Below are 19065 nucleotides of genomic sequence, written 5' to 3'. Positions count from 1 at the left end.
TTCCACCGGGTGTGTGAATGTTTTGCCGGGTGCTGTGGTCTCAGCCATGCTCAATCTTCTTCACACGGCCTGTTCCAGCCGTTATGTCCGGGAATCTTCCATGCGTTTGTTGAAATTCTTGTCCGTGGGCTGCTTGTCGCTGATCAGCCTGGCGAGCCATGCCGAAACCGTCAATGGCCTCTATCAAGTGCTCGAACCGGTCACCAGCCAGACGCCGGAGGAGCGCAACCAGGCGACGCTGCGCGCCCTGGATACGCTGGTGCTGCGCCTGACCGGCGATGCCAAGGCGGCCCAGAACCCCGGGTTGGCGGCCATCCGCCAGGACCCGCAACAGATCATTCTTCAATATGGCTACGACGCCGGCCCGCCGGAAAGCCTCAAGGTGGACTTCGACCCGGCGAGCACCGATCGGGCATTGCGCTCGGCAGGTTTGTCGCTGTGGAGCGCGAACCGGCCATCGATCCTGGGCTGGTGGCTGAATGACTCGGCCGAGGGCTCCAGCCTGGTGGGCGACGGCCAGGCCAGCGCCACGCCGCTGCGGCGTGCCGCGCAGCATCGGGGCCTGGCATTGCACCTGCCGCTGGCGGACTTGAGCGAACAGATCGTCGCCACCGCACCGAACCTGGAAGGCAGCGACCCGGCGTCTTTGCGCGATGCGTCGGAGCGCTATGCGACGGACGCCTTGCTGGCGGTCCATGCCAAGGAAGAAGGCGGTCAGTGGCGCGGCACCTGGCGCCTGTGGCTGGGGGACCAGCGTGAGCAGGGCACTGCCCAGGGCGCTGATCCTGGAGCCCTGGCCGATGCGGTCATGCTCGCGGTGAGCCAGCGCCTGGCGCCGCGCTTCGTCGCCAAGCCGGGGGTGGCCACAGAACAACTGCTGGAAGTGCAGGGCATGAACCTGGAGCGCTACGCGGCGCTGGGGCGTTTGCTCGAACCGTTCGCTGGACAGTTGCAGCGGGTTGAAGGGGACCGGATCGTCTATCGGGTCAACGGCAGCGCCGACCAATTGAAGGCGCAGTTGGCCCTGGCAAAACTGCAGGAGATTCCAGCCGGCGAGGCCATCGCGCCGGTACCGGTGGCGCCGCCCGTTGCCGATGGCTCGGCCCCGGTTGCAGCACCTGCGCCAGCACCGGCCGCCAATTTGCGGTTCCGCTGGTAGGTTGTCTTTCTTTATATAGCTAGGAGTGGTTCATGGGCGATACGCGGCGTTGGTTCTGGTTGGGTGGGGTTGCCCTGCTGTTCGCCCTTATCTATTTGCTGCATCCGATCCTCACGCCGTTCCTGGTTGCGCTGTTGTTGGCCTATCTGTTCGACCCGGTGGTGGATCGCCTGGAAAAACTCGGCCTGTCGCGGACCTGGGGCGTGGTGACGGTGTTTGCGTTGTTTACACTGATTGTGAGCGCCCTGTTGCTGGTGCTGATACCGATGCTCGCCAAACAACTGGTGCGCCTGTACGAATTGGCGCCGCAGATGCTCGATTGGTTGCAGCACAGCGCGATGCCGTGGGTGCAGTCGAAATTGGGCTTGGCCGACGGTTTCTGGAAGTTCGACAAGGTCAAGGCCGCCATCAGCGAGCACATGGGCCAGACCACCGACATTGTCGGGGTGGTATTGAGCCAGGCCACGGCCTCGGGCCTGGCGTTGATCGGCTGGCTGGCGAACCTGGTGCTGATACCGGTGGTGGCTTTCTATCTGCTGCGAGACTGGGACCTGATGATGGCCAAGATCCGTAGCCTGCTGCCGCGGCACCGGGAAGAACGCATCATGACCTTGACCGCTGAATGCCACGAAGTGCTGGGGGCGTTCGTGCGCGGGCAACTGCTGGTGATGGTGGCCTTGGGCTTCATCTATGCGGCAGGGCTGATGCTGGTAGGGCTGGAGCTGGGGCTGTTGATCGGCTTGATCGCCGGGCTGGCGGCCATCGTGCCATACATGGGTTTTGTGATTGGTATCGGGGCGGCGTTGATCGCCGGTTTGTTCCAGTTCGGCGGCGACTTGTACCCGATGGTCGGCATCGTGGCGGTCTTCATGGTCGGGCAGGCCCTGGAGGGCATGGTGCTGACACCACTGTTGGTGGGTGATCGGATTGGCCTGCATCCGGTGGCGGTGATCTTTGCGATCCTGGCCGGTGGCGAGTTGTTCGGCTTCACCGGCATCCTGCTGGCGCTGCCGGTGGCGGCGGTGATCATGGTGCTGGTGCGACATATGCACGATCTGTACAAGGATTCGGACATCTATAGCGGCGCCGAAGACCCTGATTTGTAGGACGAATGGCCAGCGGGGTGTCAGGGAAACTGACGCTCCGCGCCCTTACCGCTGCAAACCTTTGATTTTGCTCGTGGTCCGGCGCATTGTGCGGTCCGCGTCACGGGTATAAACTTTGCGCACTTTACACAGAGGCCACTAACGGTTCCCGAGGAACTGTTCAGTCAGCATGAAACCGATTCAGCTGCCCCTAGGTGTGCGTCTGCGTGATGACGCCACCTTTATCAATTACTACCCAGGCGCCAATGCCGCTGCACTCGGCTATGTCGAGCGGCTTTGCGAAGCCGACGCCGGCTGGACCGAAAGCCTGATCTATCTGTGGGGCAAGGATGGGGTAGGGCGCACGCACCTGTTGCAGGCCGCGTGCCTGCGGTTCGAGCAATTGGGCGAACCGGCTGTGTACCTGCCATTGGCCGAGTTGCTCGATCGCGGCGTTGAAATCCTCGACAACCTCGAACAGTACGAACTGGTGTGCCTGGACGATCTCCAGGCCGTGGCCGGCAAGGCTGACTGGGAAGAAGCGCTGTTTCATCTGTTCAATCGGTTGCGCGACAGTGGTCGGCGCTTGCTGATCGCCGCCTCGACGTCGCCTCGGGAGCTGCCGGTGAAGCTGGCGGACCTCAAGTCCCGACTCACCCTGGCACTGATTTTCCAGATGCGCCCGCTGTCCGACGAAGACAAACTCCGTGCCTTGCAGCTGCGCGCTTCCCGCCGTGGCCTGCACCTGACCGACGAAGTCGGGCATTTCATCCTCACCCGTGGCACCCGCAGCATGAGCGCATTGTTCGAGCTGCTCGAACGCCTCGACCAAGCCTCGCTCCAGGCCCAGCGCAAGCTGACTATTCCTTTTTTGAAAGAAACTTTGGGCTGGTAGAACCGTTGTAGGTGATGGCTCATGGCCTGCCTTGGACACGGTGAAACCCGCGGCCCTGCTGGGCGGCAGGCCACGTGACGTTCAAAATGGGCTTAAGCGCTTAGATGTAAACGTAAAACCGAGAAGTCACATTTGCATCGATTGAATTTGCAAATGAGGTTGATAGAAGGCATAGTCTCGCCATCTTTACTACTTCAGCCACGGTCGTGCCCATGCTAAATCGCTTCGCACCCCTCGTGCCTCTCGCACTCGTTACCCTGTTGTTCGGTTGCGCTGCCCACTCTCCAGTGTCCCAGCAAGCGCCCCAACCACAGGTCCAGAATTCCGTTACTGCCCAGTCTTCCTCCGTTGCGTTCCAGGAAGAAATGGCCTCCGACAAAGAGCTCGCGGCCTTCGCCGGCAGCAAGCCTTACCAGCTTCCAGTGCTGGCTGACAGCATCCTGGAACGTGGCATGTCGTTGATCGGTACCCGCTACCGTTTTGGCGGTACCTCTGAAGCCGGCTTCGATTGCAGCGGTTTCATCGGTTATCTGTTCCGCGAAGAGGCCGGCATGAGCCTGCCGCGTTCCACTCGCGAAATGATCAACGTGAACGCCCCTCTGGTAGCACGCAACCAGTTGGAGCCCGGTGACCTGCTGTTCTTCAGCACCAACGGTCGTCGCGGTCGCGTCAGCCATGCCGGTATCTACCTGGGCGACAACCAGTTCATCCATTCCAGCAGCCGCCGCAGCGGTGGCGTGCGGATCGACAGCCTGGGCGACAGCTACTGGAGCAAGACCTTCATCGAAGCCAAGCGCGCCCTCGCCATGGCCCCGACTGTGGTCACTGCTCGCAAGTAAGCACACAGTTTGTAAGGCAAACTTAAAGTCTTACTTGAAGTTTGCCATATAGTCGCTAGAATCCTTGATCATTGATTGATGGCAATCCGCCTGCGTATTACGCAGGCGGATTTGTTTTCATGCCCACGGCAGAAAAGCCGCATCCAGATCAGGATTGTTCTGCATATGTCGACGTCGGCCCGCCTCGCGCTCATCTTCCTCGCCGCACTGCTCAGTGCGTGCGCCAGCCGTACCCCACCGCCAGCGCCTGTCGTGCGGGCCCCGGTGGTCTTTGCACCCTCGCAACCCTTTGCCCAGGCCGCCGAAGATGTACTCTTCCGGGCGTTGGGTCTGGTGGGTACGCCATACCGCTGGGGCGGCAACACGCCGGATTCGGGCTTCGACTGCAGTGGCTTGATCGGTTATGTGTACCGCGACGCTGCCGGTATTGCCCTGCCACGTTCCACGCGGGAAATGATCAGCATGCGGGCGCCTGAAGTGGGTAAGGATGCGTTGCAGAGCGGTGACCTGGTTTTCTTCGCCACTAACGGCGGTTCTCAGGTCAGCCACGCCGGGATCTATGTCGGCGAGGGGCGCTTCGTCCACGCGCCGGCCACGGGTGGCACGGTCAAGCTCGACAGCCTGTCCAAGGCTTATTGGCAGAAGGCCTATCTGGGCGCCAAGCGTGTGCTACAGCCGGAGCATCTGGCGCGTAATCCCTAACGGTTAAGAAGATCGATTCTGCTGGAGAGGCTCTTTGTGGCGAGGGAGCTTGCTCCCGCTCGGTTGCGCAGCAACCGCCAAAAGCAGGGGGCCGCTGCGCGCCCCAGCGGGAGCAAGCTCCCTCGCCACAGGGGGCCATCACACGTCTTTAGCGATGGTCATTTAGCCGACACCCGCCAAATCTTGTTCCCGACATCATCAGCCACCAGCAATCCCCCCTGCTTGTCGATCACCACGCCCACTGGCCGGCCCTGGGCTTTTTCGTCGGCGTTCAGGAAGCCGGTCAGCACATCCACCGGTTGCCCCACCGGTTTGCCGCCGTTGAACGGTACGAAAATCACTTTGTAACCACTGTGGGGCTTACGGTTCCAGGAACCGTGCTGACCGATGAAAGCCCCTTCGGTAAACGGTGCAGGCAAGGCGCTGCCTTCGGCGAAGGTCAGGCCCAGTGAGGCGGTGTGGGGGCCGACAGCGTAGTCCGGTGCGATGGCCTTGGCCACCAGGGCCGGGTTCTGTGGTTCGACCCGGGCATCGACGTTCTGCCCGTAATAGCTATAGGGCCAGCCATAGAAGGCGCCGTCCTTGACCGATGTGATGTAGTCCGGCACCAGGTCGCTGCCGATCTCATCCCGTTCGTTGACCGCTGTCCAGAGCGCGCCGCTGCGCGGTTCCCACGCCAGGCCGTTGGGGTTGCGCAGGCCTGAGGCGAAGATCCGGTGATTGCCGCTGGCGCGGTCCACTTCCCAGATGGCGGCGCGACCTTCTTCGGCCTCCATGCCATTTTCCGCGACGTTGCTGTTCGAGCCGGTGGTGACGTACAGCTTGCTGCCGTCACGGCTGGCAATCACGTTCTTGGTCCAGTGATGGTTGAGCGTGCCCCCAGGCAGGTCGACGACCTTGGTCGGCTGGGCCTTGATTTGCGTATCGCCGTCCTTGTAGGGGAAGCGGATCAGCCGGTCGGTATCGGCCACGTACAAGTCATTGCCGACCAGCGTCATGCCGAATGGCGAGTTGAGATTTTCCAGGAACACCGTGCGGGTTTCGGCGATGCCGTCGTGATTGGCGTCGCGCAACAATGTGATGCGATTGGGGCTGGGCACCCCGGCACCGGCGCGGCCCATGACTTTTTTCATCACCCAGCCACGGATGCCCTTGCTGTCATCTGGCTTGGGCGGGGCGTTGGTTTCGGCCACCAGCACATCGCCATTGGGCAACACGTAAAGCCAGCGCGGATGGTCCAGCCCTTCGGCGAACGCGTCCACTTGCAGGCCCTGGGCCGGGGTTGGCTTGGCGCCTTGCGGCCAGCCGATGGCTTCGGCGATGTTGACGGTGGGGATCAGGGTCTTGTTCGGTTCAGGCAGTTTTGGCGCAGGACCGGTGCCATCGGACACTTGCAGCGTGGAAGACTCGCCACAAGCGACGAGTCCGGCGGCAAGGGCGACGATCAAAAGATGGGGTGGCTTGAGCATGCTGGCTTCCCTATGAATGCATGTAGTTATTCATAGAGGAGCGTAGACGTGTGATGGTTCAACTGTGGGGATGCCAGTCAGTCAGGCATCCCTGTGGTGTCTATGGATGTTATATCTGCTGAAAATCCAATGTGGGAGCGAGCTTGCTCGCTCCCACAGTTCCTTGCCGAAGGAATCAGCCGTGGGCCTGCTTGAACAGTACCGCGATGCCAGGGTGGTACTGCCCGGCTTCGTTGCGCAACTTGCGATAGGCGTAAGGGAAGTACCAGGCCACGGCGCAGGTGTTTTCCTTCTGCAGATCGTCGATCATGTCCTGCAGTTCTTCGGGCGTGGCGCTTTGCTGGGCTTTTTGTGGCGCGACGAACAGGCAGCCCAGCTTCAGGTCGCTGGCGTAGCTGATGCGCTTGGCATCGCTGGTGGCTTCCAGTAGCGGTTGGGTCAGGTTCAGGTTGGTGACCTTGGGCCAGCGTTGGGTGGCCTGGATAAAGGCGCGTTCCTCGGTGCTGGCGATGAACAGGTCGGCGCTGACGTTGCGTTCGCCTTCTTCATTCTGCTTGCGGGTCGGCGCGTTCTGCAGCGTGACCATCTCGGCCATCCAGGCGGCGGCCGACAACAAGCTGAGGTTGGCTCTTTCATCGAACCAATAGGGCGTGTCGTTATCGCCGCGCACCGCGTTGTAGCGGTCGATGCAATCAAACCAGCGTTCCAGCATCGGGCGCAGGAATTCCAGTTTTGGATTGCTGATGAGCATGCCTTGCATGATTTGCCCTCTTGCTCTTGTGATATTGGGTCGTAATGTCGCTTTGATATCACTTGTCGCAGGATCACACAAGATTGGCGTCATTTTATTGATCGGCGCCAAAGGGCGCCCCGACAGGCGGCTTTAATTGACGCTCCACCCCCAACCCTCTAACCTTCGCCGCTTGTTTCAGGTGCTCTGTGACGGTGTTCGACAGAGTGAAACAGGGAAGCCGGTGAGTGCACACGAACCCGGCGCTGCCCCCGCAACGGTAAATGAGTCAATGCTGTGCTTAAGCCACTGTGTCGCCGACATGGGAAGGCGCACAGTCAGGCACCACGCCGCTCATGAGCCCGGAGACCGGCCTGATTCATCCAACGGCATCACGGTGGGCGATGCCAGGCTTGTTGCCGTCTTTTTTCTGCCCGCCCGCCGTTATCCAATCTCAACGGAGAGCTCCCATGACTGACTCCCTCAGCACTGATACGTCTGATCGCGACGAACGCCACCTGGCGCGCATGCTGCGCAAGAAAGCCGTGATCGACGAGCGCATTGCCAACTCGCCGAACGAGTGCGGTCTGCTGCTGGTGCTGACCGGCAACGGCAAGGGCAAGAGCAGCTCGGCGTTTGGCATGCTCGCACGGTCCTTGGGCCACGGCATGCAATGCGGCGTGGTGCAGTTCATCAAGGGCCGCAACAGCACCGGTGAAGAGCTGTTTTTCCGCCGTTTCCCGGAGCAGGTGCGCTTTCATGTCATGGGCGAAGGTTTCACCTGGGAAACCCAGGACCGCCAGCGCGACATCGCCGCCGCCGAAGCCGCCTGGGCCGTATCGCGCCAGTTGCTCAGCGATCCGTCCATCGGCCTGGTGGTGCTCGACGAATTGAACATCGCCCTCAAGCACGGTTACCTCGACCTCGATCAGGTGTTGAGCGATCTGCAAGCCCGCCCACCGATGCAGCATGTGGTGGTGACCGGGCGTGGCGCCAAGCCGGAGATGATCGAGCTGGCCGATACCGTCACGGAAATGGGCATGATCAAGCACGCGTTCCAGGCCGGTATCAAGGCGCAGAAAGGCGTCGAGCTGTGAGTGATGCTCGCCACTGCCCGGCAGTGCTGATCGCCGCTCCGGCCTCGGGGCAAGGCAAGACCACCGTCACCGCCGCCCTGGCTCGTTTGCATCGCAACCAGGGACGCAAGGTGCGCGTCTTCAAGTGCGGCCCGGACTTTCTCGACCCGATGATCCTGGAGCGGGCCAGCGGCGCGCCGGTCTATCAATTGGACATGTGGATGGTCGGCGAGCAGGAAAGCCGTCGGCTGTTGTGGGAAGCCGCCGCCGAAGCGGACCTGATCCTGATCGAAGGGGTGATGGGGCTGTTCGACGGCACCCCGTCCAGCGCCGACCTGGCGCGGCATTTTGGCGTGCCGGTGCTGGCGGTGATCGATGGCACGGCCATGGCCCAGACCTTCGGCGCGCTGGCCCTGGGCCTGGCGCGTTATCAACCGGACCTGCCGTTCGCCGGGGTCTTGGCCAACCGGGTCGGCACCCTGCGCCACGCGCAATTGCTCGAAGGCAGCCTGACCGAAGGCCTGCGTTGGTACGGCGCGCTGTCCCGGGAAACCGGCATCGAATTGCCCAGCCGTCATCTCGGGTTGGTCCAGGCCAGTGAATTGAACGACCTCGACCTGCGCCTCGACGCGGCGGCCGAGGCCCTGGCCAGCAGTTGCGAAGTCGCGCTGCCACCGGCGGTGGCATTCGCCGTGCCCGAGGCGATCGCTGTTGAGCCGTGGCTCGCCGGGGTACGCATCGCCGTGGCCCGCGACGAAGCGTTTGCTTTCACCTATGGCGCCAGCCTTGATCTGCTGCGGGCCATGGGCGCGCAGTTGAGCTTCTTTTCACCGATTCATGACAGCGAACTGCCCGACGCGGACAGCCTTTATCTGCCTGGCGGTTATCCGGAGCTGCACCACATTGCGCTGGCCCGCAATACCCCGATGCTGGCCGCGATCCGTGCCCACCGCGCAGCCAATAAACCGTTGCTCGCCGAATGCGGCGGCATGTTGTATCTGCTCGATTCCTTGACCGATGTCGACGGCGTGCGCGCCGAACTGCTGGGTTTGCTGGCCGGCGATGCGCAGATGCAAAAGCGCCTGGCGGCCCTGGCGCTGCAGTCGGTGGATTTGCCGGAAGGCAACCTGCGCGGGCACACCTATCATCACTCCCTGACCCGCACCGAGCTTGAACCGATTGCCCGTGGCCATAGCCCAAATGGCGGGCGAGGGGCGGAGGCGGTTTTCCGGCAGGGGCGGATGACGGCTTCCTATGTGCACTTTTATTTTCCGTCCAATCCGAGGGCGATTGCCGCGTTGTTTGCACCTGACCTTGAGGCCGCTATCGCGAGCAAGCTCGCTCCCACAGGGGATCGTGTGGGCTCAAGTACAACACCTGCCAATGTGGGAGCGAGCTTGCTCGCGAAGCGGCCATGACCGACAACGCCTTTAGCCAGGCCGAACGCGAAGCGGTCTACCGCGCCATCGCCGAGCGCCGCGACATGCGCCATTTCAGCGGCGGTACGGTGGAACCGGCCTTGCTGCGTCGTCTGCTGGAAGCCGCGCACCAGGCCCCCAGCGTCGGCCTGATGCAACCGTGGCGATTCATCCGCATCAGCGACCGCGCCTTGCGTGGACAGATCCGCGAACTGGTGGAGCAGGAGCGCATTCGCACCGCCGAGGCCCTGGGCGAGCGCAGCGATGAGTTCATGACGCTCAAGGTCGAAGGCATCGATGACTGTGCCGAAGTGCTGGTGGCGGCGTTGATGGAGGATCGCGAGCGGCATATCTTCGGCCGTCGGACCTTGCCGGAAATGGACCTGGCCTCGCTGTCCTGCGCGATCCAGAACCTGTGGCTGGCCTCCCGCGTTGAAGGGCTGGGGATGGGCTGGGTGTCATTGTTCGAACCCCAGGCCCTGGCTGACCTGCTGGGCCTGCCCGCCGGGGCCAAGCCGCTGGCGATCCTCTGCCTGGGCCCGGTCGAGGGTTTTTACCCGGCGCCGATGCTCGCCCTGGAAGGGTGGGCGCAACCGCGTCCGCTCAATGAACTGCTGTATGAAAACCGTTGGGGAGTGAGCCCATGAGTGTGGCGTTGCTCAGTGCCGCCGCGGTGGCGCTGGATGCGCTGTTGGGCGAGCCCCGGCGTTGGCATCCGCTGGTGGCGTTTGGCGGTTTTGCCGATCGCATTGAACAACGCCTCAATGCCGGAGGACGCGGTTGGCGCAGCCACGGGGTGACGGCGTGGGTGATCGCCGTGGTGCCGTTGACCCTGCTCGCCACGGCCCTGTCCTGGGCGCCGATGGTGGGCTGGTTGGTGGAGATCCTGGCGTTGTACTGTGCCCTCGGTCTGCGCAGCCTCGGCGAGCATGTCGAGCCGGTGGCGCGGGCGCTGCGCAGCGGTGACCTGGAGCAGGCGCGCCAACGTGTCGGCTACCTGGTCAGTCGCGAGACGGCTGAATTGGATGAAACCGCCGTGGCCCGCGCCGCCACCGAGTCGGTGCTGGAAAACGGCAGCGACGCAGTGTTCGCCGCGTTGTTCTGGTTCGCCGTGGCCGGCGTGCCCGGTGTGGTGTTGTACCGCCTGAGCAACACCCTCGACGCCATGTGGGGCTATCGCAACGAACGTTTCGAGCGCTTCGGCTGGGCGGCGGCAAAAATCGATGATGGGCTCAACTACATTCCGGCGCGCCTGGTGGCGTTGACCTACGCGCTGCTCGGCAAGACTCGCCTGGCGCTCAAGTGCTGGCGCACCCAGGGCCCGACCTGGGACAGCCCCAACGCCGGGCCGGTGATGGCCGCCGGGGCCGGAGCGCTGGGTGTCGAGTTGGGCGGGGCGGCGGTTTACCACGGCGAACTGCACCAACGTCCGCCCTTGGGCGAAGGCGTGCCGGCGAGTGCCGATTCCATTGATCGCGGCTGGCAATTGGTCCAGCGCGGGGTATGGTTGTGGTTGCTGATTCTCTGCCTGGGAGCTGCGTTCTATGCTTGAGCACGGCGGGCGCTTGCGCAACGCGGCCCGGCAATACGGCATTGCCGAGGCCGATTGGCTCGACTTGTCCAGTGGCCTCGCGCCTTGGCCGTTCGACGTCCCGGCCATTCCCCTGCGGGCCTGGGCGCGCCTGCCGGAAACCGATGATGGATTGGAGCAGGCCGCCTGCGACTACTACGGTGCATTAAATGTGCTGCCGGTGGCCGGTTCGCAGATGGCCATCCAGCTGTTGCCGCGCCTGCGTCGCAGCGGCAAGGTCGGTGTCTTGTCGCCCTGTTACGCCGAGCACGCCGAAGCCTGGCGTCGAAGTGGCTATATCGTGCGCGAGGTGCTGGAGGCGGAAGTGGATTTCTTCCTCGACAGCCTCGACGTGTTGGTGGTGGTCAATCCGAACAACCCCACGGGCCTGAGCCTGGCGCCCGAGCGCTTGTTGGACTGGCATGCGCGCCTGGCCCAGCGCGGTGGCTGGCTGGTGGTGGATGAAGCGTTCATGGACGTTACGCCGGCGCTGAGCCTGGCGGCGCATACCCATCTGGTCGGGCTGATCGTGCTGCGTTCGTTTGGCAAGTTCTTTGGCCTGGCCGGGGTTCGCCTGGGGTTTGTCTTGGCCGAGCGCCGCTTGCTCAAGTTGCTCGCCGAACAAGTCGGGCCGTGGGCGGTCAGCGGGCCGACCCGGGTACTGGGCCAGGCCTGCCTGCTGGACACCGACGGCCATGCAGGCCAGCGCCAACGCTGCGAAGCCACCAGCCAACGCCTGGCGCTGTTGCTTGAACGCCACGGTTTCAAGCCTCAGGGCGGCTGCGGATTATTCCAATGGCTGGTCACCGAACACGCCCAGGGGCTGCACGATTTCATGGCCCAGCGCGGCATTCTCCTGCGCTTGTTCGTGAATACCAGCAGCCTGCGTTTCGGGTTGCCGGCCGACGACAATGAATTCCTGCGCCTCGAACAGGCCTTCGAAGCCTACGCCAAGGACACCCAATGACCACAGTGATGGTGCAGGGCACCACGTCCGATGCTGGCAAAAGTACCCTGGTCACGGCCTTGTGCCGCTGGGTCCGGCGCCAGGGCGTGGGCGTGGTGCCGTTCAAGCCGCAGAACATGGCCCTCAACAGTGCCGTGACGGCCGACGGCGGCGAAATCGGCCGCGCCCAGGCGGTGCAGGCCCAGGCGGCGGGGCTCGAACCGCATACCGACATGAACCCGGTGCTGCTCAAGCCCAACAGCGACACTGGCGCCCAGGTGATCATCCATGGCCGTGCCGTCACCACCATGAACGCCGTGGCTTATCACGATTACAAAGCCATCGCGATGCAAGCGGTGCTGGCCTCCCACGCGCGCTTGAGCGCGGCGTATCCGGTGGTCATGGTGGAAGGCGCCGGCTCGCCGGCGGAGATCAACCTGCGCGCCGGTGACATCGCCAACATGGGCTTTGCCGAGGCGGTGGACTGCCCGGTGCTGCTGATCGCCGATATCAATCGCGGCGGGGTGTTCGCCCATCTGGTGGGCACGCTGGAGTTGCTTTCTCCCAGCGAACAGGCGCGGGTCAAGGGCTTCATCATCAACCGTTTTCGTGGCGACATCGCCTTGCTGCAACCGGGCCTGGACTGGCTGGAGGCGCGCACCGGCAAACCGGTGATCGGTGTGTTGCCGTACGTCATGGACCTGCACCTGGAAGCCGAGGACGGCCTCGATCAGCGCCAGAGCGACAAGGCCGAGCAAGTGCTGAAAGTGGTGGTGCCGGTCTTGCCGCGCATCAGCAACCACACCGATTTCGATCCGCTGCGCCTGCACCCACAGGTCGACCTGAAATTCATCGGCCCCGGCCAGCCCATCCCGCCGGCCGACCTGATCATCCTGCCCGGTTCGAAAAGCGTGCGCAGCGACCTGGCCTACCTGCGCGCCAACGGTTGGGAGGCGGCGATCCATCGTCACCTGCGCTACGGCGGCAAATTGCTGGGCATCTGCGGCGGTTTGCAAATGCTCGGCCAGCACGTCCACGACCCGTTGGGCCTGGAAGGCGCGGCCGGTTCCAGTGCCGGGCTGGGCCTGCTGGATTTTGAAACGACCCTGGAACACGAGAAGCAATTGCGCAATGTGCGCGGGCGACTGGCCCTGGAAGCTGCTGAGGTCAATGGCTACGAGATCCACGCGGGCGTGACCACCGGCCCGGCCCTGGAAAACGCCGCGGTGCACCTGGAAGACGGCCGTTGCGACGGCGCCCAAAGCCTCGACGGACAGGTGTTCGGCACCTACCTGCACGGGTTGTTCGAATCACCGGCGGCCAGTTGCGCGTTGTTGCGTTGGGCGGGGTTGCAGGATGTGCAGGCGGTGGACTATCACGGGTTGCGCGAACGGGACATCGAGCGGTTGGCGGACCTGGTGGAGCGGCATCTGGATACCGGCTTGTTGCGTGAACTCTGTGGGATTTGAGGTGCCTGTATCGGCCCCTTCGCGAGCAAGCTCGCTCCCACAGGGGATTTGTGTACACAGCAGGTCCAGTGTGAGCTCTGTGGATTTAGGGCGGCTGCTCTGGCCTCATCGCGATCAAGCTCGCTCCCACATTGGATCTCTGATGACCACAGCATTCATGTACACCCTGGATCAACTGTGGGAGCGAGCCTGCTGGCGATGAGGTCGGCAGCAACACCGCTTAATAGCCCATGCTTCCATATTGGATTTGCGGGTGTACATAAGTCCCCTGTGGGAGCGAGCTTGCTCGCGATGGGGCCGGCAGCAACACCGCCATTTGAAAGGTAAAAAACATGCTGCAACTGATCCTCGGCGGCGCCCGCTCCGGCAAGAGTCGCCTGGCTGAGAAACTCGCGGCGGACACCGGCTTGCCAGTGACCTACATCGCCACCAGCCAACCCCTGGACGGCGAGATGAACGCAAGGGTCGCTCAACACCGTGCCCGGCGACCGGCCGAATGGGCGCTGCTGGAGGAGCCCTTGGCCCTGGCACGGGTGCTGCGGGAAAATGCCGCCCCCGGGCAATGCCTGCTGGTGGATTGCCTGACCCTGTGGCTGACCAACCTGCTCATGCTCGACGATTCCGAGCAACTGAATACCGAGCGCGAAGCACTGCTGGACTGCCTTGCCTCACTGCCCGGTGAAATCATTTTTGTCAGCAACGAGACCGGCATGGGTGTCGTGCCGCTGGGCGAGCTGACTCGCCGTTATGTCGATGAAGCCGGTTGGCTGCATCAAGCCTTGGCCGAACGTTGTCAGCGCGTTGTGCTGACCGTCGCTGGCCTGCCCCTGACTCTCAAAGGTACTGCGTTATGAATCATCGTTGGTGGCTGGACCCGTGCAAGCCCGTCGATACCCAAACGCTGGAACTGGCCGCGGCCCGTCAACAACAGCTGACCAAACCCACCGGTTCGTTGGGCCGACTGGAATCGGTAGCGGTGCAATTGGCGGGTCTGCAAGGGCAGGTCAAGCCGAGCCTCGACCGACTGTGGATCGCGATTTTCGCCGGCGACCATGGCGTGGTGGCCGAAGGCGTATCGGCCTATCCCCAAGAGGTCACCGGGCAGATGCTGCTCAACTTCGTCAGCGGCGGCGCGGCCATCAGCGTCCTGGCGCGACAACTGGGGGCTTCCCTGGAAGTGGTGGACTTGGGCACCGTCACGCCTGCGCTGGACCTGCCCGGTGTGCGGCATCTGAACCTCGGGCCGGGCACGGCGAATTTCGCCCAGGGCCCGGCCATGACGGTGAGCCAGGGCGAGCAAGCCTTGCACGCCGGGCGCGACAGTGTGCTGCGTGCCGTCGCGACCGGGACGCAATTGTTCATCGGCGGCGAGATGGGCATCGGCAACACCACCGCCGCCAGCGCCCTGGCCTGCGCCTTGCTCGAATGCCCGGTGGCGCATCTGGTGGGGCCGGGCACAGGGTTGGACGCCGCGGGTATCAGCCGCAAGGCCCAGGTGATCGAACGGGCCCTGGCGTTGCACGCAGCCCAGGGTGACGACCCGTTGCAGACGCTGTTCAACCTCGGCGGTTTTGAAATCGCCGCGTTGGTCGGCGCGTACCTGGCCTGTGCTCAACAGGGCGTCGTCGTGCTGGTGGATGGCTTCATCTGCAGCGTCGCAGCCCTGGTGGCGGTGCGCCTCAATCCCGCGTGCCGGCCGTGGTTGCTGTTCGCCCATCGCGGCGCCGAACCGGGCCATCGTCACGTGCTGGAGACCCTCGGCGCCGAACCGCTGCTGGATCTCGGCCTGCGCCTGGGCGAGGGCAGTGGCGCGGCGCTGGCGGTGCCGCTGTTGCGCCTGGCGTGTGACCTTCACGGGCAGATGGCGACGTTTGCCGAAGCGGCCGTGGCGGACCGCCCGGCATGACCCTGCGCCTGGACCTGCTGCGTCACGGCGAAACCGAACTGGGTGGCGGCTTGCGCGGCAGCCTCGACGACGCCTTGACGGTCAGGGGCTGGGAGCAGATGCACACAGCCGTCGCTCAAGGCGGACCCTGGGATCGCCTGGTGAGCTCGCCCTTGCAGCGCTGCGCCCGTTTCGCCGAACAACTCGGTGCCCGACTCAACGTGCCGGTGCACTTGGACAAAGACCTGCAAGAGTTGCATTTCGGCGCTTGGGAAGGTCGTAGCGCGGCGGCGTTGATGGACACCGACGCCGAGGCACTGGGCCGGTTCTGGGCCGACCCCTATGCTTTCACGCCCCCCGAAGGCGAGCCGGTGCTGGCGTTTTCCAGCCGCGTCCTGGCGGCGGTCGAACGCCTGCACGCGGCCTATGCCGGTCAGCGGGTCTTGCTGGTCAGCCATGGCGGCGTGATGCGCCTGCTGCTGGCCCAGGCCCGCGGCCTGCCTCGCGAGCAACTGCTCAATGTCGAAGTCGGTCATGGCGCGCTGTTTTCCCTGACAGTGTCGGCAGGTTCAGTGCTTAAAGAGGCGGATTGACGATGTTGCCCTTCTGGATCGCCCTGCAATTCCTCAGCAGCTTGCCGGTGCGTCTGCCCGGGATGCCCGAGCCCGGACAGTTGGGGCGTTCGCTGTTGTTCTATCCGCTGGTGGGGCTCGTGTTCGGTGGGCTGTTATGGGCGTTGGATGGGTTATTGCTCGGTGCGCCGTTGCTGCTTCATGCCGCGCTGGTGCTGACGGCGTGGGTGCTGCTGAGCGGTGGGTTGCACCTGGATGGCCTGGCCGACAGCGCCGATGCGTGGCTTGGCGGTTTTGGTGATCGCGAGCGGACGCTGCTGATCATGAAGGATCCGCGCAGCGGACCGATTGCCGTCGTGACGCTGGTGGTGGTGCTGCTGCTCAAATGGACAGCGCTGGTGGCGTTGATTGAACAGGAGCAGGCCTTGGCATTGCTCATCGTGCCGATGCTGGGGCGTGGCGCATTGCTGGGGTTGTTCCTGACGACGCCGTATGTGCGTGCCGGTGGGTTGGGCCAGGCGCTCGCCGATCACCTGCCACGCCGCACGGGCTGGCAGGTGTTGTCGGCCTGTGCGCTGGGCTGCCTGCTGTTGCTGGGCTGGGCCGGGTTGTGGACGTTGGTGGTGACTACGCTGGTCTTCATCGGCTTGCGCCGGATGATGCTGCGCAGGCTGCAAGGCTGCACCGGAGATACGGCGGGCGCCTTGCTGGAGCTGCTGGAAACCGCCGTTCTGGTCGCGTTGGCGTTGAGTTGAATCCGGAGCTTGTCGACAGGGCAGCGTTCATTTAAATTTGCATTCACTTAGTCGCGGGTATATACACGCATCATGCTCCCTTCCCAATGTCTGTGCATCAACCTGCGTCGTGCCGCACGTGGCGTCAGCAGGTATTACGACGGCGCCCTCGACGGCTTCGGGATCAACGTTGCCCAGTACTCTTTGCTGAACAACCTGGTGCGCCTGGACCAGCCGAGTATTTCCTCCCTGGCCGAGGCCATGGGTCTGGATCGCAGCACCCTGGGGCGCAACCTGCGGGTGCTGGAAGGCGAGGGGTTGGTGGCGCTGGCCGAGGGCGATGATCTGCGCAACCGCATCGTCGTGCTCACTGACGCGGGGCACGCCCGGTTGGCGGCAGCGTTGCCGGCCTGGGAAGCGGCGCAGCAGAAACTGATCGATAAGCTGGGCGCCGAAAAGCGCGCGACCTTGCTGGCCTTGCTGGATGAGCTGGCGTGAAGCCGGTTCGTTCGATGATAAGTGGGTATATACCCGCGAATGGAGAACAAGAATGACATCGATGTGGCGTACCTGTGGTTGGGTCCTGGTGGGCAGCGCGTTGATCCTGGCGTTATCCCTGGGTGTGCGGCATGGCTTCGGCCTGTTCCTTGCGCCCATGAGTGCCGAGTTCGGCTGGGGTCGTGAGGTATTCGCCTTCGCCATTGCCTTGCAGAACCTGATCTGGGGCTTGGCGCAGCCTTTCACCGGCGCGCTGGCCGACCGCTTCGGTGCGGCGAAAGTGGTGCTGATCGGCGGTGTGCTCTACGCACTGGGCCTGGTGTTCATGGGCATGGCCGACTCGCCATGGTCCTTGTCGTTGAGCGCGGGCCTTTTGATTGGTATCGGTCTGTCGGGCACGTCCTTCTCGGTGATTCTGGGGGTGGTCGGACGGGCCGTGCCGCCGGAAAAACGCAGCATGGGCATGGGTATCGCCAGTGCCGCCGGCTCTTTCGGCCAGTTCGCCATGCTGCCCGGTACGCTGGGGTTGATCGGCTGGCTCGGTTGGTCGGCGGCGTTGTTGGCACTGGGGCTGCTGGTGGCGTTGATCGTGCCGCTGGTGAGCATGCTCAAGGACGCACCGTTGCCGGTGGCCGGCCATGAACAAACCCTGGCCGAAGCCTTGCGTGAGGCGTGCAGTCATTCCGGGTTCTGGCTGCTGGCGGTGGGCTTTTTTGTCTGCGGTTTCCAGGTGGTGTTCATTGGCGTGCATTTGCCGGCGTACCTGGTGGACCAACACCTGGCCGCCGGCGTCGGCACCACCGTGTTGGCCCTGGTCGGGTTGTTCAATATCTTCGGCACCTACACCGCTGGTTGGCTGGGCGGACGGATGTCCAAGCCGCGCCTGTTGACCGGGTTGTACCTGCTGCGTGCGGTGGTGATCGGCTTGTTCCTGTGGCTGCCGGTGACCACCACCACGGCGTACCTGTTTGGCATGGCGATGGGCTTGCTGTGGCTGTCGACGGTGCCGTTGACCAACGGCACCGTAGCGACCCTGTTTGGTGTACGAAATCTGTCGATGTTGGGTGGGATCGTGTTCCTGTTCCACCAGTTGGGCTCGTTCCTCGGTGGCTGGTTGGGCGGGGTGGTGTATGACCGCACCGGCAGCTACGACTTGATCTGGCAGGTGTCGATCCTGCTCAGCCTGCTGGCGGCGGCGTTGAACTGGCCGGTGCGTGAACGGCCGGTGGCGCGCCTGCAAGTCCAGGTCGGTGCGGCATGAGTCGCATCGGCCCGTGGTTGATCGTTGCCGGTGCCGGCCTGTTGCTGGCGCTCGCCTGGTGGGGCTGGCACCAGGGCGGGTTGGCCTTGATGCAGTTGGGCATGGGCACGTGCTGAACAATGGACGGCGACGGGCGTGGCGGAGTAACGTCGTGGTCTGACATGCATTTAAGGAAAACCGACATGTTGATGCGCTGGTTTGCTGTTCCCGCCCTGTTGCTGGCTGTGACCGGGCAAGTCTGGGCCGCCGATTGCCCGCCGTTGCTGGAGGGTTCGTTGCCCAAGCTGCGGGCCAAGGAAACCATCGATTTGTGTCAGCGCTTTGCCGGCAAGCCTCTGGTGGTGGTCAACACCGCCAGTTTCTGCGGGTTCGCCCCGCAATTCAAAGGCCTCGAGGCGCTCAACCAGCGCTACAAGGACCAAGGGTTGCAAGTGCTGGGCGTACCGTCCAATGACTTCAAGCAGGAAGCCAAGGACGGGGCGGAAACCGCCAAGGTCTGCTACGTCAATTACGGTGTGACCTTCACCATGACCGAACCGCAGCCGGTGCGTGGTGCGGATGCGATACCGCTGTTCAAGCACTTGGCTGAACAATCCGGCGCGCCGAAATGGAATTTCTACAAGTACGTGGTGGACCGCCAGGGCAAGGTCGTCGGCAGTTTTTCCAGCCGGATCAAGCCTGACGATCCCGATTTCATCAAGGCGGTAGAGGCGGCCATTGCCTCCAAGCCCTGACGCCTGCCACGAAAAAGCCCCGC

Annotated in this window: 20 protein-coding genes and 1 riboswitch; of the genes, 18 read left to right on the top strand and 2 right to left on the bottom strand. The window is 63.6% G+C overall.

The annotated features are described in order from the left end of the window. Positions 1-100: 100 nt before the first annotated feature. The 5 genes from AC515T_RS21540 (at position 101) to AC515T_RS21520 (ending at position 4680) form a co-directional block, all read left to right on the top strand. Positions 101-1159, top strand: coding sequence for a DUF2066 domain-containing protein (locus tag AC515T_RS21540; RefSeq protein WP_496529949.1), 1059 nt, complete (start codon positions 101-103; stop codon positions 1157-1159). Positions 1160-1191: 32 nt separating this feature from the next. Beyond that, on the top strand, positions 1192-2265 hold the full coding sequence (locus tag AC515T_RS21535; protein WP_496529948.1) for an AI-2E family transporter: 1074 nt from the start codon (positions 1192-1194) through the stop codon (positions 2263-2265). A gap of 169 nt (positions 2266-2434) precedes the next feature. Next, positions 2435-3139 carry a DnaA regulatory inactivator Hda gene (gene hda / locus AC515T_RS21530; protein ID WP_003178999.1) on the top strand — a complete coding sequence of 235 codons (705 nt, stop codon included), beginning with the start codon at positions 2435-2437 and terminating at the stop codon, positions 3137-3139. Between the two features lie 212 nt (positions 3140-3351). Continuing rightward, the gene (locus tag AC515T_RS21525; protein WP_496529947.1) at positions 3352-3978 is read left to right on the top strand and encodes a C40 family peptidase; all 627 of its coding nucleotides are present in this window, start codon (positions 3352-3354) and stop codon (positions 3976-3978) included. A 165-nt stretch (positions 3979-4143) separates the two neighbouring features. Beyond that, positions 4144-4680, top strand: coding sequence for a C40 family peptidase (locus AC515T_RS21520; RefSeq protein WP_496529946.1), 537 nt, complete (start codon positions 4144-4146; stop codon positions 4678-4680). Between the two features lie 158 nt (positions 4681-4838). Here the strand turns inward: AC515T_RS21520 and AC515T_RS21515 are convergent, their stop codons facing one another. Further along, the gene (locus AC515T_RS21515; RefSeq protein WP_496529945.1) at positions 4839-6149 is read right to left on the bottom strand and encodes a PQQ-dependent sugar dehydrogenase; all 1311 of its coding nucleotides are present in this window, start codon (positions 6147-6149) and stop codon (positions 4839-4841) included. A gap of 175 nt (positions 6150-6324) precedes the next feature. Further along, positions 6325-6909, bottom strand: a complete 585-nt coding sequence (locus AC515T_RS21510; protein ID WP_496529944.1) for a hypothetical protein — start codon at positions 6907-6909, stop codon at positions 6325-6327. A 153-nt stretch (positions 6910-7062) separates the two neighbouring features. Then, positions 7063-7271, top strand: a riboswitch (cobalamin riboswitch). Positions 7272-7349: 78 nt separating this feature from the next. Between AC515T_RS21510 and cobO the strand changes: the two genes are divergently transcribed. The 13 genes from cobO to AC515T_RS21445 all read left to right on the top strand — a co-directional run bounded on the left by cobO (position 7350) and on the right by AC515T_RS21445 (position 19042). After that, entirely contained in the window at positions 7350-7976 is a 627-nt protein-coding gene (gene cobO, locus AC515T_RS21505; protein ID WP_496529943.1) for a cob(I)yrinic acid a,c-diamide adenosyltransferase, read from the top strand. After that, on the top strand, positions 7973-9373 hold the full coding sequence (locus tag AC515T_RS21500; protein ID WP_496529942.1) for a cobyrinic acid a,c-diamide synthase CobB: 1401 nt from the start codon (positions 7973-7975) through the stop codon (positions 9371-9373). The genes cobO and AC515T_RS21500 overlap by 4 nt, the downstream gene beginning before the upstream one ends. Beyond that, complete coding sequence (gene bluB, locus AC515T_RS21495; protein WP_496529941.1) at positions 9370-10020, top strand: 5,6-dimethylbenzimidazole synthase; 651 nt, start codon at positions 9370-9372, stop codon at positions 10018-10020. The genes AC515T_RS21500 and bluB overlap by 4 nt, the downstream gene beginning before the upstream one ends. Next, on the top strand, positions 10017-10925 hold the full coding sequence (cbiB, locus tag AC515T_RS21490) for an adenosylcobinamide-phosphate synthase CbiB (protein ID WP_496529940.1): 909 nt from the start codon (positions 10017-10019) through the stop codon (positions 10923-10925). The genes bluB and cbiB overlap by 4 nt, the downstream gene beginning before the upstream one ends. Next, positions 10918-11910, top strand: coding sequence for a threonine-phosphate decarboxylase CobD (cobD, locus tag AC515T_RS21485; RefSeq protein WP_496529939.1), 993 nt, complete (start codon positions 10918-10920; stop codon positions 11908-11910). Before cbiB ends, cobD begins: the two co-directional genes overlap by 8 nt. Beyond that, positions 11907-13358, top strand: coding sequence for a cobyric acid synthase (locus AC515T_RS21480; RefSeq protein WP_496529938.1), 1452 nt, complete (start codon positions 11907-11909; stop codon positions 13356-13358). Before cobD ends, AC515T_RS21480 begins: the two co-directional genes overlap by 4 nt. 332 nt (positions 13359-13690) lie before the next feature. Then, positions 13691-14212 carry a bifunctional adenosylcobinamide kinase/adenosylcobinamide-phosphate guanylyltransferase gene (gene cobU / locus AC515T_RS21475; protein ID WP_496529937.1) on the top strand — a complete coding sequence of 174 codons (522 nt, stop codon included), beginning with the start codon at positions 13691-13693 and terminating at the stop codon, positions 14210-14212. Further along, complete coding sequence (gene cobT, locus AC515T_RS21470) at positions 14209-15264, top strand: nicotinate-nucleotide--dimethylbenzimidazole phosphoribosyltransferase (protein WP_496529936.1); 1056 nt, start codon at positions 14209-14211, stop codon at positions 15262-15264. Before cobU ends, cobT begins: the two co-directional genes overlap by 4 nt. Further along, positions 15261-15836 carry an alpha-ribazole phosphatase family protein gene (gene cobC, locus AC515T_RS21465; protein WP_496529935.1) on the top strand — a complete coding sequence of 192 codons (576 nt, stop codon included), beginning with the start codon at positions 15261-15263 and terminating at the stop codon, positions 15834-15836. Before cobT ends, cobC begins: the two co-directional genes overlap by 4 nt. A gap of 2 nt (positions 15837-15838) precedes the next feature. Further along, positions 15839-16570: an adenosylcobinamide-GDP ribazoletransferase gene (locus AC515T_RS21460; RefSeq protein ID WP_496533173.1), complete on the top strand. Its 732-nt coding sequence runs from the start codon at positions 15839-15841 to the stop codon at positions 16568-16570. A gap of 72 nt (positions 16571-16642) precedes the next feature. Continuing rightward, a complete protein-coding gene (locus AC515T_RS21455; RefSeq protein WP_496529934.1) occupies positions 16643-17047 on the top strand; it encodes a MarR family winged helix-turn-helix transcriptional regulator in 405 nt (134 codons plus the stop codon). Between the two features lie 52 nt (positions 17048-17099). Beyond that, a complete protein-coding gene (locus AC515T_RS21450; RefSeq protein WP_496529933.1) occupies positions 17100-18308 on the top strand; it encodes an MFS transporter in 1209 nt (402 codons plus the stop codon). 182 nt (positions 18309-18490) lie between these two features. Continuing rightward, complete coding sequence (locus AC515T_RS21445) at positions 18491-19042, top strand: glutathione peroxidase (RefSeq protein WP_496529932.1); 552 nt, start codon at positions 18491-18493, stop codon at positions 19040-19042. Positions 19043-19065 lie beyond the last annotated feature (23 nt).

This window comes from Pseudomonas sp. FSO-7 (genome assembly GCF_059579345.1).
The sequence above is the reverse complement of the archived record's forward strand: the minus strand, read 5'-3'. Positions and strand labels throughout refer to the sequence as shown.

Excerpts from the sequence above, each read along its gene's own strand:
- AC515T_RS21525 (WP_496529947.1), top strand. The coding sequence starts at position 3,352 with ATGCTAAATCGCTTCGCACCCCTCGTGCCTCTCGCACTCGTTACCCTG.
- cobD (WP_496529939.1), top strand. The coding sequence starts at position 10,918 with ATGCTTGAGCACGGCGGGCGCTTGCGCAACGCGGCCCGGCAATACGGC.
- cobU (WP_496529937.1), top strand. The coding sequence starts at position 13,691 with ATGCTGCAACTGATCCTCGGCGGCGCCCGCTCCGGCAAGAGTCGCCTG.
- AC515T_RS21540 (WP_496529949.1), top strand. The coding sequence starts at position 101 with ATGCGTTTGTTGAAATTCTTGTCCGTGGGCTGCTTGTCGCTGATCAGC.
- AC515T_RS21515 (WP_496529945.1), bottom strand. The coding sequence starts at position 6,149 with ATGCTCAAGCCACCCCATCTTTTGATCGTCGCCCTTGCCGCCGGACTC.
- cbiB (WP_496529940.1), top strand. The coding sequence starts at position 10,017 with ATGAGTGTGGCGTTGCTCAGTGCCGCCGCGGTGGCGCTGGATGCGCTG.
- cobO (WP_496529943.1), top strand. The coding sequence starts at position 7,350 with ATGACTGACTCCCTCAGCACTGATACGTCTGATCGCGACGAACGCCAC.
- AC515T_RS21510 (WP_496529944.1), bottom strand. The coding sequence starts at position 6,909 with ATGCAAGGCATGCTCATCAGCAATCCAAAACTGGAATTCCTGCGCCCG.
- hda (WP_003178999.1), top strand. The coding sequence starts at position 2,435 with ATGAAACCGATTCAGCTGCCCCTAGGTGTGCGTCTGCGTGATGACGCC.
- cobC (WP_496529935.1), top strand. The coding sequence starts at position 15,261 with ATGACCCTGCGCCTGGACCTGCTGCGTCACGGCGAAACCGAACTGGGT.
- AC515T_RS21450 (WP_496529933.1), top strand. The coding sequence starts at position 17,100 with ATGACATCGATGTGGCGTACCTGTGGTTGGGTCCTGGTGGGCAGCGCG.
- AC515T_RS21445 (WP_496529932.1), top strand. The coding sequence starts at position 18,491 with ATGTTGATGCGCTGGTTTGCTGTTCCCGCCCTGTTGCTGGCTGTGACC.
- AC515T_RS21480 (WP_496529938.1), top strand. The coding sequence starts at position 11,907 with ATGACCACAGTGATGGTGCAGGGCACCACGTCCGATGCTGGCAAAAGT.
- AC515T_RS21460 (WP_496533173.1), top strand. The coding sequence starts at position 15,839 with ATGTTGCCCTTCTGGATCGCCCTGCAATTCCTCAGCAGCTTGCCGGTG.
- AC515T_RS21535 (WP_496529948.1), top strand. The coding sequence starts at position 1,192 with ATGGGCGATACGCGGCGTTGGTTCTGGTTGGGTGGGGTTGCCCTGCTG.
- cobT (WP_496529936.1), top strand. The coding sequence starts at position 14,209 with ATGAATCATCGTTGGTGGCTGGACCCGTGCAAGCCCGTCGATACCCAA.
- AC515T_RS21455 (WP_496529934.1), top strand. The coding sequence starts at position 16,643 with ATGCTCCCTTCCCAATGTCTGTGCATCAACCTGCGTCGTGCCGCACGT.
- bluB (WP_496529941.1), top strand. The coding sequence starts at position 9,370 with ATGACCGACAACGCCTTTAGCCAGGCCGAACGCGAAGCGGTCTACCGC.
- AC515T_RS21520 (WP_496529946.1), top strand. The coding sequence starts at position 4,144 with ATGTCGACGTCGGCCCGCCTCGCGCTCATCTTCCTCGCCGCACTGCTC.